The following is a 13,533-nucleotide window of genomic DNA, read 5'->3' as shown; positions in this document are numbered from 1 at the left end:
AGGCCCAGGATTATAGTGTCCGATACCGCCCGGATGCCCCATTAGAGATAGAGGTCTGCATGAACATGAAGAAACTGGCCCTGCCCCTGGCCATTGTCGGCACCCTGGCCCTGGCTGGCTGCGCCTCCCCTACGGTGGTCACGCTGCAGAACGGGACCCAGTACCTGACCCGTGACAAACCCAAGACCAAGAGCGCCGATGGCTTCTACGAATTCCAGGACATTTCCGGCAAGACCATCCGGGTCAAGGCGGACGATGTCGCCACGGTCCGCCAGGAAAAATAACACCCGCGCCCGGCTCAGGGCGACCAGGGCAACCCCGCCTGCCCCCGCTCACAAAACACCCCCATGGCCTTGCCACGCCTCACCAGCTCGTCACGCAGTTGTCGACAGCGCGCACGCTCCCTGGCATTGGCGTTGTCGATGCTGATATTGCCGGTGCTCTCCGGAGGCCGGTCGTCTCCCAGGCGTAGCTGCAACGCCGGCTGTTCAGGTTCCAGATGAAAACGTGCGGGGGCCGGAGCCTGGCCCATCGACGACCCCGCCTGCCCGGCCGGCAATTGGTCTGGACTGACACCGAAACGTTGCAGAATCGAACCATGAGGCAGCTCCTCGGCCACTGCCGACAACGCCCATAAGGCCAGCAGCAGGCCGCTCACATACCTCTTGCTGTTACTCACTGTCAAAACTCTCCAACTCCTGGAACCGATTGCACCGTTTGTCCTGCGCCTGTAGTAACGCAGCCACGAAGCAACACTTTAGGGGTATTGGAGTCATCAGCTGACCAAATGGTCACTCAATTGCAAAAAAACAGCGCGCACCCTGGCCGGGCCCGCGCTGCTCGCCCATCAGGCGATGGTGATCCCGGAACCGTTGAGTTGCGCGAGGCTGACGCCCACCAGGGTCACCGAGTCGGTGCCGAAAGTCAGCACCGTGTCGTTGCCATGGCTGCTGGCGTGGGCCCGATAGTCCTGGTCGGGCCGCACATCGCTCACCCCCATGAACACCAGTTTGTCCCCCCCCTGGTAACCGACGATGCGGTCCTCGCCGAAGTGCCCGGTAAACAGGAACGTATTGTTGCCGCCCCCCGACTCCATCAGGTCGTTACCAGCGCCACCGACAAAAATGTCATTGCCCTTGCCGCCAATCAGGTGGTCGTTGCCGTCCAGGCCGAACAGCCAGTCGCCTCCGGCATGGGCCTTGAGCACATTGTCGCCGGCGTCGCCCCGCACCGATGAGGCGTACTGGGTCAACTCGCCCCCCGCCTTCAGGCCCTGCTCGGAAACCTGGTGCAGCACGTCGTCCTTGAACAGGCCCCAGAGGAAACCCGGCTCCTTGCTCTGGATCGCGCCAATGTCGCGGGTGATGCTGATCCCGCCGTTGGCATCGCGCACATACAGGGTGCCGGCGCCATCGCTGGCAAAACTGTAGTCGTTCACCGAATGCTGCAGGTCGAGGACATTGCTGCCCTTGCCGCCCAGGATGATGTTGTAGCCACCCGCATCGCGGAAGGTGTCGTTGCCGTCGCGGCCCTCCAGGTAGTCGTTGCCGCTGCCGCCCTGGATCAGGTCATTGCCGTCGGTGCCGATGATGAAGGTACTGCCCTTGTGGGCCTGGGCATTGCGATTCAGGTCCTGGACCCAGGTATCGGCCCGGGCCGGATCGGACAGGTTGGCCACCACGATGGTGGAGTCCTTGCTGGTGTACTCGTAGAACTTCGAGTCCAGCACCCGGGTCAGGCCATCGCCATAGCCGGTGGGCAGGTGGGAGATCCAGGTGGAAATCTTGAGGATCGAGAACGGCACCACATTCCACAACGTCGAGGCGTAGTGGTCGTTGAAGTTGACGATGTTATTGGTGGCCGATGCCTGGGGAGTGTCGTGGATATGCAGCGAATCCAGGTTGAATTTCGAGCCGTCCAGGGCACGGAACACCGGGTCGTTCTCATAGCCGATGTTCAGCACCTTGTCGCTGGCGCTCTGGGTCGGCGAGGCGTAGGCGATGTAGTTGGCATCCTTGAAGAAGCCGGACCAGCGTCCGCCACTGAGGTCGGCCAGGCTGTTGACCGCCAGTCCGCCCAGGCTGTGGCCGCTGACCAGGATGTCCTTGCCGGACAGGCCGTTGGCCTGGGCGAATGTCGCGACATCGCCCAACAACCTGCCAAAAGCCTCACCCGCATAGTTCTTGGCATAGTCCTTGGGCCCCAGGGCTGCCAGCAGGTCGCTGATCAGGTCGCCGATGGTGTCGCTGATCAGCGATTCCCGCGGACCGCTGGTACCGCGAAAGGAAATACCGATGGAGCTCAGGTGCCCCTGGGCATCGTACTTGCCGAGGATCTCCACCTGGGCCGTCTCATAGCCGTTCTTTTCCCCGAAGAACGTGCCGCGTGCGTCCACCTTGCCGGTGTAGCCCAACTGCTGGGCACTGATGGTGGACCAGCCAGCCTTGTTCAACGCGTCCTTGGCGGCCTTCTCCGAGTCCGGGTTCCAGGGAATGCCAGGGATCACCCCCTGGGAATCGCTACTGCCGATCAAGGCAGTGATCAGGGTCGCCGGCAGGCCAAGGCCGAAGCCATTGTGCTGGTAGCCCACGGCAAAGCCATTGTCGAGGTTGTGGTAGGAATACAGCGTGATGGCCATGGCATCGGTGAACAGCGCCTTGGATTCAGCCGTACTGAGGTTTTTGTAGTCGTAGACACCCATGGTATTGCCTCTCTTTTGTTGGATTTGTCAGAGATAGCGAGTGCCCTGCCGGCCTGTCGCCAGGCTGGCAGGGCTGGTACAACACCTTGCATATCCGTTGCTGGGGCCTCAGAACGCCCAGTCCAGGGTCAGGCCGACCCCATGGCTCTTGTCACGGCTGCCCAGCAATGCGTTGTAGTCCAGGTTGACCCGGGCCTGGCTGTTCAGGGCAATGCCTGCCCGGGCACCGACCACGGCGGCATCGCGATCCAGGGCGACCGCCTGGACCTTGTAGCTGTCGCCCTGGCCGGCGAAGGCCAAGTGCTGCTCGGAACCCACCGAACTCAGGTTGTGCTGCCAGCCCAGGGTGCCGGACAGCTCCACTGTCTGGCCCGTGGACAACTGCAGTTGCTTGCCCGCGCGCAGGCCCAGGGTCGATAGCCAGGCATCGCGATTGTCCTTGGCGCCCTTGAGCGCCGCAGCCCCGCCATGTTCCTTGAAGCTGTCGCTGTCCACATGCACATAGGTCAGGCCAGCGAAGGGTTCCAGGGCGACACTGGGCAACGCGATTTTCCACGCCGCTTCGCCGAACACCTGGGTGCTCTGGGCGTCACGCTTGCTCTTCTGGCGATCGGAGACCTCGTTGTACTGCAGCTCGCGCTTGGTCTCGATCCGGTGCCAGCTGTGGCTGCCGCCCAGGCTCAAGCGCACCTGCTCCAGTTCCTTCCCGGCATAGGCACCCAGGTGGTAGCTGTCGACGGTGGCCGAAGAGTGACGCCCATCGCCCATGTTCAGCGAGCTGTCGCTGTAGCCAGTGAACACCCCCACGCGGGTGTCCTCGCTCATCTGCCCGTCGACGCCCAGCAGCAGGCCAGCGATGGAACTGCTGTAGCGAGCCTGGGCGGAGTCACCATCGGTCTTGCCCCAGGCCCCCAGGGCCTTGACCCACAACCCGGTATCGGCGCCGCTCACCGCAGGCGCGGCCGCTACACCCTGCTGACGGGTTCGTTCACCCACGGCATCGCGCAGATGACGGCTGTCGTTGAGCAACAGGTTGCTCACCGCCGGGTGGATTTCCCCGGAAAGCTGGTCGAAGGCTTGCTGGGCGCTGCTCGCACTGGAGGACAGCAACAGGCTTTCATACACCGGATTGCCTGCCCCCAGGCGGTCGGCAGCCGCCGCCACCGAGCGCTGGTTGGCAGTCAAGCCGACACTGGCAAAGGAGGTAGCATTGCGCTGGACCGCCAACTGCACACCGGTACCGGAATAGGCCAGGCCGCCACCGAGGAACAGCGAGTTGGACGTCACGTTGGCAAAGCTGCCCTGCACTCCGCCTGCGGCATCCAGGATGTCGAACTGGCGCCCCACCAGGCTCGGTGCCTGTTGTGCTGCCAGGGAAACTCCCGGGTTTTGCAGGTCCAGCGCCAGGTTTGCCCCACCCAGCGAGGCCTTGCCATCGCTGACCAGGCGATCGGCACCGCTGGTGGCCACTTCCACGGCATAGGTCGAGCCCGGCTGGAAGGTCACATCGGAGCTCACCTGCAAGGTGCCGATGGAGTTACCGGGCGCCACCACGCCGCCAGCATTGGCGATCAGCGCGCCGATCCGGCCGTTACCACCCACTATGCCGCCGGCATTGACCGTCACCGTCGATTGCAGCGAGCCATTGACCGCCAATCGTCCCTGGTTGACCAGGGTCGGGCCCGAGTAGCTGTTGTTGCCGCTGAGCACCAGGGTACCGACGCCCTGCTTGGTCAGGCCGCCATGGCCGCCGATATCGTTGCTCCACAGGTCCAGCACGCAACTCAGGTCGTTGCAACGCCGCTGGGTCGGCTTGCCGGCGTCCACCAGGGCGCCGATGCCCGGCAAGTCGGCCACGAACTGCGTTGGCCCGTAGCCGCCGGCGATGCGGAACTCCTCGGGAATGTCCTGCTCGGTGACCAGCATGCCCGGGCCGCGGATACCCTTGTCCAGGTTGATCATGCCCCAGCCATACAGGGCATCGATGCCCGGCGCGCCCATGTCAGTGGCAGTGGTGCGCAGCACGCTGGCGATCTGTGCGCCGCTCATGTAGGGGAAGCGCTCCATCAGCACTGCCGCCGCGCCAGCGGCATGGGGCGCCGCCATGGACGTACCGTTCTTGTTGGCGTAGCCCAGGGTCAGGTTTTCCAGGCTGGTGCCGCCAATCACCGCGCTGTAGATCCGGGTACCGGGGGCCGAGACGCAGAAGCTTGCGGTATAGCCGCAACGGGACGAGAACGTACTGATCACGTACGGATTGGCGCTGCTGGTGTCGGGGTTCTGCTGCAACGCCGCCACGGTCATCCAGCTGGGAGCGATTTGCGGGACGAAATAGCCCAGCCCGGCAATCGCATCGGGGTTGTTCAGGTTGTAGTCGTTGCCAGCGGCGAAGATGGTCAGGACCCCACTGCGGGCAGCGGCGATGGCGCCGTCATAGGCACCGCCGGGCAAGGTGCCCAGCAATGGCTGGATCTGCGCGAACTGCGCGCGGGCATCGTCCACGGTGAAATGCGGGAAATCCGGATTGCGCCCACCCTTGGCGAAGCGATCGGTGATGCCGATGCCCCAGCTGTTGTTGATGATCCGTGCGCCGCTGTTCACCAGGCTGTCCCAGCCGGCCTTGTACACCGCGCCATCGTTGCCCAGGACGATGCCATCCTCGGGGCCGGGGTCGCCGTTGTCGGCACTGATGATCTGCGCGTCATAGGCCACGCCATGCATCTCTACGCCATCACGGTTACCGGCGGCGATCCCGCCGACGTGGGTACCGTGGGAGCCGAGCTTGCCATCCGAGCCTACCGACGGGCTGCCGTCATAACGAAAGGCATCACCGGCCTTCACCGGGATATAGGGGTCGGTGTACTGGCGGATGCCACTGGTGATGAGGGTCACGATCTTGTCCTGGCCGGCGAACTCCGGGTGCTTGGCATACACCGGCTGGTCGAAGATCCCCAGCTTGACCCCCTTGCCGCTATAGCCGGCGGCATAGGCGCTGTCGGCATTGATTGCCCCCAGCCCCCAATCAGCCTTGAATTCACTGCTGCGCCAGCTACTGGCATCCCCCAGGCGCCCGCTCTCGACATAGGGCGCGGCCTGGGCGGTACCCGCCAGCACCGCCCAGCCCATCAATGCCCGCCCCAGCGGGCGTAGCACCCTGCCCTGTCCAACCGTACGACCCTCGCTGCATTTGAGTTGCTTCACTACGACCTTCCTTAGCTGCATTGAAAAAACCGCATCAATAAAATGGCGCGAGAAACGCCCAGCCAGCGGGCGTTCCACTCGCCAGCCAGTGACCTTAGAAACGCCACTGGAGATTGAGCCCGGCACCATGCTGTTGCTCACGGCTGGCCAGGCGGCCCTGGTAGTCCAGGCTCAAGTCCAGGTTGCGCGTCAGCCCCAGGCGCGCCTGCGCCCCCACGACCGCTGCATCCCGCAGGGCCGGTGCACTGTCGACCCGAAACGCGCTATCGCTGCCGGCAAACGCCAGGTGTTCACTGTCCTGGGTGCCGCTCAGGCGGTGTTGCCAGCCCAGGCTCGCCGCCACGTCCAGGCTTTGCTGCGAAGACAGCTGCCACTGCTGGCCGGCCCGCAGCCCAAGGGTGCCGAGCCAGGCGTCCCGCCGCTCTTCACCGGCATGCAAGGCGGCCGCACCGCCCTTCTCATGGAAGCTGTCGCGCTCAAGGTTCTGGTAGGTCAGGTTGGCGAAGGGCTCCAGTTGCAGGGGTTGCAACATCAAGCGATAGGCCGCTTCGGCGAACAGCTGCTGGCTACGAGCATCGACCCGGGCCCGCTGGCGCCCGGACACTTCGCCGTAGGCCAGGTCGCGCCGGACCTGCGCACGATGCCAGCTGTAGCTGCCGCCCAGGCTCAGGCGCCACGCGTCCACGTCATGCCGGGCATAGGCCCCCAGGTGATAGCTATCCACCTTGGCTCGGGAATGGGTATCGCCCATGCCCAGGGAACTGTCGCTGTAGCCCGCCGCCAGGCCGGCCCGGGTCTGTTCGTCGAAATCCCGATCGACACCCAGCAGCGCCCCCCCCAGGGAGCTGGTGTAGGACTCGTTGCCGTCCACCCCCTCGATCCGCCCCCAACTGCCCAGGCCCTTGAACCACACCTGGTTCGCCCCCGACTCGCCCGCCGGGGCCAGTGCGGAGCGTTGCAGGCGCTCGCCCAGGGCGTCACGAACCACAGAGCCCTGGCTGAGCAGCATCGAATCCAGGGCCGGATAGATTTCTCCCGCCAGCTGGCGCATGGCCTCCTGGGCACTCGCCTGGGAAGTCGAGAGCAGCAGGCTTTCGTACACCGGGTTACCCGGTCCCAGCCGTTCCACGGCCGCGCCGCTGGAGCGCTGGTTGGCACTGGCACCGACACTGGCAAAACTCGCGGCACTGCGCGTCAGGTCCAGTTGCACGGCGTTGGCCGAGTAATCCAGGCGGGTATCCAGAAACAGATAACCAGGCTGGACACCGGCAAAGCGCCCGCTGACCCCACCTGCCGCTTGCAGGATGTCGTACTGGCGCCCGACCAGGCTCTGCACTGGGCCTGCGCTCAGCAGGTCCGGCCGGCTCTGGGGCAACAGGCTGACATTGGCGCCCTGGACACTGGCCTGGCCGCTGGCCACGATGCGGTCGCTGGCCGTGGGCGACAGCTCCACCCGGTAGCTGGAACCCGGCTGCAGATCCACATTGCCCGCCACATTCAAGGTGCCGATGGAATTGCCCGGAGCGATTCGGGAACCGGCTTGCGCGGTCAGCCCGCCAATCTGCCCGGTCCCTCCCAGGGTGCCTGCGGCCTTGACCGTGACCGTCGATAGCAAGCTGCCATTGACGCTCAGTTGCCCACCTTCGACCGTCGTTGCACCGCGATAGCTATTGGCGCCTCCCAGCACCAGCCAACCGTCCCCGGACTTGACCAGGCTGCCCTGGTAGGACCGCTGCGCTGCGGCGGCATCCCGGGCCATGCCCAGGGCGTAGTCGGTACGGTCCTGCTGGCTGGCCCCCGGCGCCAGGCCATGCTCCCAGCCCCGATCCTTGAGGGTCTGCTGCCAGGCCTGGTGCTCGGCGGCATCCTCGGCCTGGCGCTGGACCAGGGCCTGGTCGGAGATGCCATTGCTCCAGATATCACCCTGCCCGGCCCCCAGGTTGACATTGAACTCACCCAGCAACTGCCCGGGCCCATGCAGCGCCCGTCCCAGGTCCGGCACCCCCCAACCGACCCGCTCGCTGGGGGCCTGGGTGGGCGAGCCATCAAGCTGCCGGGAGGTGGTCAGCAGCACTTGCAAGGCCTGCTGGTTGTTCAGGTACGGATAGCGCTCCATCACCAGGGCCAAGGCCCCGGTGGCATGGGGCGCAGCCATGGACGTGCCGTTGTAGGTCGCGTAGCCGCCACCGGGCACCGTGCTGGTAATCGCTGCGCCCGGTGTCGCCAGGCACCAGTATTTGGCGATGCCGCACTGGTTGTATTTCTGCTGGTTGTTCTTGTCCAGCCCCGAGACGGCCAGCCAATGGCCCTCCAGGTCCGGCTGGAAGTACGGCAGCCCGGCGCGCACGCTGGCATTGGCATAACCGCTGTTGCCGGCGCTGAAGACATTGATCACCCCACGGCGCGAGACCTCGGCCGCGGCATCCAGCCAGGTCCCTTGCTGAAAGTGCTGGGCGTAGGCCGCGCGCAAGCCGTCCAGGGTCTGGTAACTGACATCCTTGGGCTGGCTGCCCCAGCTGTTGTTGATGGCGCGTACCCCGGCGTCGGCCAGGGCCCCATAAGCGGCCGCGAAGTACTTGGGGTCAGAGCCTGGGCCGAACAGGAAACTGTCGTTGTGGTTGGTGTTGCCCACATATACCTGGGCATTGAAGGCCACGCCGTGCATGCCATTGCCATCGCGCGCCGCTCCCATGGTGCCGGTGACATGGGTGCCATGGCTGTCGTTGGCGCCGTTGAGGACACCGGAGACATTGAATGGGCTGCCATCCAGGTATTGGCCACTGGCGGTGACCGCATGAAAACGCTCGGGGCTGGCTTCGGGATGGGTCGGGTCGAACCCGGAATCCAGGGCGCCGATCTTGACCCCGGCACCGGTGATGCCGGCCGCATAGGCTTGGTTCGCCTGCATGCGTTCCAGGCCCCAGTCCTGCTGGTATTCGGCCGAACGCCAACTGGCGGGATCGCCCTGGCGGCCGGTCTCCTGATAAGCCGCCGCAACCGACAGCGGCAGTCCGGTGGCAAACGCCAGGCACAAGGTGCCCGTCAGCGTCTTGAGCTGATCAGATCTCACATCCATGTCGATGACTTCTCTTGTTTTTGTTGTTGGATCGCCCATTCCGGGTCGATCGATATACCGCTGCGTTGCCTGGCCGCAAGCTTGCGGCCCTATCGAACCAGGGGCGCTCACCCGCCCCTGGCCTGTTACCTCGGCTTCAGGCGAAAACGAAGCTTGAGCCGTTGAGTCCCTCAATACCAACGCCCAGCAGCGTCACGGAGTAGTCGCCGACCTTGAGCAAGGTGTCGTTGCCATCCTGGGACACGTGCTGGTTGTAGTCGTAGTGGGCGTCGATCCCCGGTACGCCCATGAACACCAGCTTGTCGCTGGCCTGGTAACCGTGGATCAGGTCATTGCCGAAGTTGCCGCTGAACAAAAAGGTGTTCACCCCGCCACCGCCGGACTGCATCACGTCATTGCCGCTGCCACCGACGAAGGTCACGTTGGGCCTGTCGCTGCCCAGGAAGTCGTTGCCATCATGGCCGAACAACCAGTCGCCATCGACGCCGGCCAGCAGGGTGTTGCCATAGCCATCGCCATTGAGGGAATGGTTGTAGGCGTACCACGCATGGCCATCGAACATGCCGTCGGCGCTAAGGCTGTAGGTGACGTCCCGACCGCCCCACTGCCAGAAGCTGCCCTGCTCGTGGCTGACCAGCGCCCCGATATCGCGGGTCATGCTGATACCGCCGTAGGCATCGCGGATGTACAAGGTGCCGTCGCCGTCGTTGGCGATGGAGAAGTTCTGCAAGGGTTGGCGCAGCTCCAGCACGTTATGGCCCTGGCCACCGTGGATGATGTTGTAGCCGCCGTCATCGCGGAACCGATCATCGCCAGCACCGCCGTCCAGGTAGTCGTTGCCCTTGCCGCCGTGCAGCAGGTCGTTGCCATCGGTGCCGATGATGAAGGTGCTGCCGGTGTGCTGCTCGGCGTAGAGGTTGAGGTCCTTGACCCAGACCTGGTCGCGCTTGCCCTCGGACAGGTTGGAGATCACCACCGTGGAATCGCGACTGGTCAGGTCATAGAAATCCGAGGCGACCAGGCGATTCAGGCCCGCGGCGTAGTCCACTGCACTATGGGCCGACCAGGATGCCGGGTTGAGGATGCTCTGGGGCACCAGCTTGCCCAGCAGCGACGAATAGTGATCGGTGAAGCTGACGATATTGTTGGTCGCCGACTCCTGGGGCCGGTCGTGGGTGCCCAGGGACGAGCCGTTGAAGTGGGTACCGTCCAACACCCGGAATACCGGATCGTTCTCATAGCCGATGTTCAGTACCTGTTGGCTATTGGCGCTCTGGGTCGGCGAGGCGAAGGCCACATAGTTGGCATCCTTGAAGAAACCGCCCCAGTGCTCGCCGCTCATGGCGGCCAGGCTGTTGACCCCCAGCCCGCCCAGGCTGTGCCCGGTGACCAGCACGTCCTTGCCGGCCAGGCCCTGGGCAGCGGCGAAGGCAGCGACCTTGCCCAGCAGGTTGTCGAAGGCCAGGCGGCTGTAGTTGTCGGCAAAGCCCGGGGAGAACGCCGCCTGCAGGTCGTTCACCGCATCGGCGAGGCTGTCGGTGCCACGAAAGCTGATGCCGATGGACAGCAACTGCCCACTGGCGTCGTACTTGCCAAGGATCTCCACCTGGGCATCGCTGACCGACGCCTGTTCGCCGGAAATGGTGCCCTGGGCGCTGACGTTGCCCTCATAGCCCAGCTGCGTCGCGCTGATCGGCCGCCAGGACGTCCCCGGCAACGGTTGCCCCGTGGGGGTCGAGGCATACAGGGCCAGGGTAATGGCGTCGCTGTACTGGGCTTTACCGGCACTGCCAAGGGCGTTCTTGTAATCGAAGATGCTCATCTGCTTTCTCCTTTTTTCATCCCTGTGCCCACGTCCTTCGGCAAAGGCCTAGGGCACTGTACGTTGGCCGAAAGCCTCATCGACCCTGGCCAGGTCTGCTTCACGCAGGGTGCCTGCGTAGTAGTGCAACTTGGTCCAGGCCATCAAGTAGTCGTAACGGGCCTGGGCCAGGTCGCGCCGGGTGGTGTACAGCTGCTGTTCGGCGTTCAGCGCGTCAAGGTTGACCCGCTCGCCCCCGAGGATGCTCTGCTTGGTGGAGACCACCAGCGCCTCGGCCGACGTCAGGGCCTTCTGATAGGCGCGCAACTTGCTCACCCCAGATAGACAGGCACTGAATTGCCGGCGCAGTTCAATCAGGGTTTCCCGGGTCCTGCCGTCCAGCTCGTATTCGGCCTGTTCCATATTGCGGCTGGCCTGGCGGGTCGAGGCCGAGACCCCGCCGCCAGCGTAGAGCGGCATGCTGATCTCGATCCCGATGGTGTTGGTGTCGTAGCGCTGGTTATAGGTGTTGCCACTCTCGGACTCGTTCTGGCGCGAGGTGGCGTAGGCGCTGAGCCTGGGCAGGTGCCCGGCGCGGTTACGCTCCACCTCGTAGCGGGCCACTTCCACCCGCTGGCGCTGGGAGGCCAGCATCGGGTTGTTGCTCAGGGCGATCTCATGCCAACTGTCATAGGTGGCCGGGCTCAGGGCGAACGACTGGAAGCTCTCTTGCAGCGGGTCCAGGTCTCGCACATCGATGGCCGGTTCACCGATCAGCGCCGCCAATTCGCGCAGGGCCGCATCCTGTTCGTCCCGGGCCTGGATCTCCTCGGCAGTGGCCAGCTCGTAACGCGACTCGGCCTCGAGGATATCGGTACGCGTGCCCTCGCCCCGCTCGAACAGGTGGCGATTCTGCTGGAACTGCTGGTCGAAGGCCTTCTTCTTGGCCAGGGCAATGTCGATCTGGTCCTGGGCGAACAGGGCCTTGGTGTAGTAGTCCAGGACCCTGAGCAACAGTTCCTGGCTCTTGCTGCGAAAGTTTTCGTCGGCGAACAACGCCTGGGCTACGCCCTTGCGATAGCTGGCATAGGCCTCGTAGTCGAACAACGGTTGCTGCAGGGTCAGTGACGAGCCGTAGCTGTCGTAGTTGCGCTTGTCGGTCTGGTTGCCGCCCCGAGGGCTGGGGTAGGTCGCCTTGGAGTTGTTGTGGCCCTTGTTGTAGTTGTAGCTGAGCCTGGGCAGCAACCCGGCGCGGCCGATGATGCGGTTTTCAAGCCCGGCATCGCGCTCCTTGATCGCGGCGAGAAACACCGGATCGTTGCGCACGGCCAGTTCGTAGACCTGGAACGGCCCCATGGCCTGGGCCCCCTGGCACACCAGCAAAGCCAAGGTTGCAGCGAGGATGGAAAGCTTACTCATACGACGCGACATCCTTATTCTTCGGTCAGTGCAGAGCCAGCCCGGTCGAGCAGGGGCTTGAACAGGTAGTTGAGCAACGAACGCTCACCGGTGCGAACGAACATCTCCGCCGGCATACCGGGCTTGATCACCAGCCCGTTGAGCTTCTCCATGGCCTGGTCGCTGACGCTGCTGCGCAGCACGTAGTACGGCATGCCGGTACGCTCGTCGATCATCTGGTCGGCGGACACCAGGCTGACCTCGCCGGAGACCCGGGGTGTGCGACTCTGGTTGAACGCGGTAAAGAGAATATCGACGGGCAACTGGCTGCCGACCTTGTCCACCAGGTTCACCGGCAGGCGCCCTTCCACTTCCAGGTGCGTGCCCTGGGGCACGATCTCCAGCAGCGTGTCGCCCTGGCGCACCACCGCGCCCTCGGTATGGACCCCGAGGTTGACTGCAATGCCGTCGGCGGTAGCGATGATCTCGCTGTGCTGCAAGTCGAACCCGGCGGAAGTCAATTGCTGCTCCAGGGTCTGGGTCTTGAGCTGGGCTTCCGCCAGTTGGCTGCGTACCTCCTTCTGGTATTCCTCGCCATGCTGCTGCAGCTTGAGCCGGGACTCGAGGATGCCCTGCTCCACTCGCCCGCTCTCACCGGTGTTCTGCGCCAGTTCCTGTTGAACCTGGGACAGCTGGCGCTGGTATTCCAGCAGGCGGTTGCGGGGAATGTAGCCGTTGTCGGCCAAGGGTTGCAGGTTGCCCAGTTGCTGGCGCAGGGACTCGGCCTGGCTGCCCAGGTCGCTGCGGGCCCGGCGCATGCCGGCCAGTTGCGCGGTAGCGCCCTCTATATTGGCGCGGATTGCCGCTTGCTCGCGCAAAAAGGCCTCGCGCCGGCTGCTGAACAACTGCCGCTGGCCCTCGAGCACCAGGGCCAGGCGCGGATCGTCGCTGTTTGTCAATGACGCGGGAAAATCCACCTGCTTGAGGCCGTCGCGCTCGCTGCGCCAGCGCGCCAGGCTGGCCATGGCCATGCGGTACTGGGCTTGCAGCGATTGCACATCCGCCGCTACCTGGGTCTGGTCCAGGCGGAACAGCGGCTGGCCCTGCTTCACGCTTTCGCCTTCACGTACCAGGATGCGGCTGACCACGCCGCTGCTCATGGACTGCACGGCCTTGCGCTTGCCCGACACCACCACGGTGCCTTGCACCGGTATCCCCTGGTCCAGGGGCGCCAGGGCCGCCCATGCGAAGAAGCTGCCAGCCCCTGCCAATGCCAGGAGCCAACCCATGCGCACAAAAAACCCGGCATCGCGTTCGACCCGCTCCGGCGCGTAGTCCTGTTCGATCATCATGCTG

General features: G+C 64.5%; 8 protein-coding genes. 1 reads left to right on the top strand and 7 read right to left on the bottom strand.

All coding sequences use genetic code 11. The features are described from left to right. Nucleotides 1-59: 59 nt before the first annotated feature. Nucleotides 60-284, top strand: coding sequence for a YgdI/YgdR family lipoprotein (locus tag C4K39_RS14600; RefSeq protein WP_068587309.1), 225 nt, complete (start codon nt 60-62; stop codon nt 282-284). A gap of 14 nt (nt 285-298) precedes the next feature. On the opposite strand, the gene C4K39_RS14595 is transcribed toward C4K39_RS14600, so the two are convergent. The 7 genes from C4K39_RS14595 to C4K39_RS14565 form a co-directional block, all read right to left on the bottom strand. Continuing rightward, entirely contained in the window at nt 299-679 is a 381-nt protein-coding gene (locus C4K39_RS14595; RefSeq protein WP_124346776.1) for a hypothetical protein, read from the bottom strand. Between the two features lie 168 nt (nt 680-847). After that, a complete protein-coding gene (locus C4K39_RS14590; protein WP_124346775.1) occupies nt 848-2,701 on the bottom strand; it encodes a polyurethane esterase in 1,854 nt (617 codons plus the stop codon). A 108-nt stretch (nt 2,702-2,809) separates the two neighbouring features. Then, the gene (locus C4K39_RS14585) at nt 2,810-5,827 is read right to left on the bottom strand and encodes an autotransporter serine protease (protein WP_225926588.1); all 3,018 of its coding nucleotides are present in this window, start codon (nt 5,825-5,827) and stop codon (nt 2,810-2,812) included. 169 nt (nt 5,828-5,996) lie between these two features. Continuing rightward, nucleotides 5,997-8,978, bottom strand: coding sequence for an autotransporter serine peptidase EprS (gene eprS, locus C4K39_RS14580; RefSeq protein WP_124346773.1), 2,982 nt, complete (start codon nt 8,976-8,978; stop codon nt 5,997-5,999). Nucleotides 8,979-9,114: 136 nt separating this feature from the next. Further along, complete coding sequence (locus C4K39_RS14575; RefSeq protein ID WP_124346772.1) at nt 9,115-10,800, bottom strand: polyurethane esterase; 1,686 nt, start codon at nt 10,798-10,800, stop codon at nt 9,115-9,117. A gap of 48 nt (nt 10,801-10,848) precedes the next feature. Beyond that, complete coding sequence (locus tag C4K39_RS14570; protein WP_496197117.1) at nt 10,849-12,198, bottom strand: TolC family outer membrane protein; 1,350 nt, start codon at nt 12,196-12,198, stop codon at nt 10,849-10,851. A 14-nt stretch (nt 12,199-12,212) separates the two neighbouring features. Next, nucleotides 12,213-13,529, bottom strand: a complete 1,317-nt coding sequence (locus C4K39_RS14565; protein ID WP_416220665.1) for an HlyD family type I secretion periplasmic adaptor subunit — start codon at nt 13,527-13,529, stop codon at nt 12,213-12,215. Between the last annotated feature and the right edge of the window lie 4 nt (nt 13,530-13,533).

The sequence above is a fragment of the Pseudomonas sessilinigenes genome, assembly GCF_003850565.1.
GTDB classification, from domain to species: Bacteria; Pseudomonadota; Gammaproteobacteria; order Pseudomonadales; family Pseudomonadaceae; genus Aquipseudomonas; species Aquipseudomonas sessilinigenes.
This window is presented reverse-complemented; position numbering and strand designations above follow the sequence as displayed.

Bases quoted from the DNA above. Each gene is read 5' to 3' on its own strand.
- C4K39_RS14600 (WP_068587309.1), top strand. From the start codon at position 60: ATGAACATGAAGAAACTGGCCCTGCCCCTGGCCATTGTCGGCACCCTG.
- C4K39_RS14585 (WP_225926588.1), bottom strand. From the start codon at position 5,827: ATGGGCTGGGCGGTGCTGGCGGGTACCGCCCAGGCCGCGCCCTATGTC.
- C4K39_RS14590 (WP_124346775.1), bottom strand. From the start codon at position 2,701: ATGGGTGTCTACGACTACAAAAACCTCAGTACGGCTGAATCCAAGGCG.
- C4K39_RS14575 (WP_124346772.1), bottom strand. From the start codon at position 10,800: ATGAGCATCTTCGATTACAAGAACGCCCTTGGCAGTGCCGGTAAAGCC.
- C4K39_RS14570 (WP_496197117.1), bottom strand. From the start codon at position 12,198: ATGAGTAAGCTTTCCATCCTCGCTGCAACCTTGGCTTTGCTGGTGTGC.
- eprS (WP_124346773.1), bottom strand. From the start codon at position 8,978: ATGGATGTGAGATCTGATCAGCTCAAGACGCTGACGGGCACCTTGTGC.
- C4K39_RS14565 (WP_416220665.1), bottom strand. From the start codon at position 13,529: ATGATGATCGAACAGGACTACGCGCCGGAGCGGGTCGAACGCGATGCC.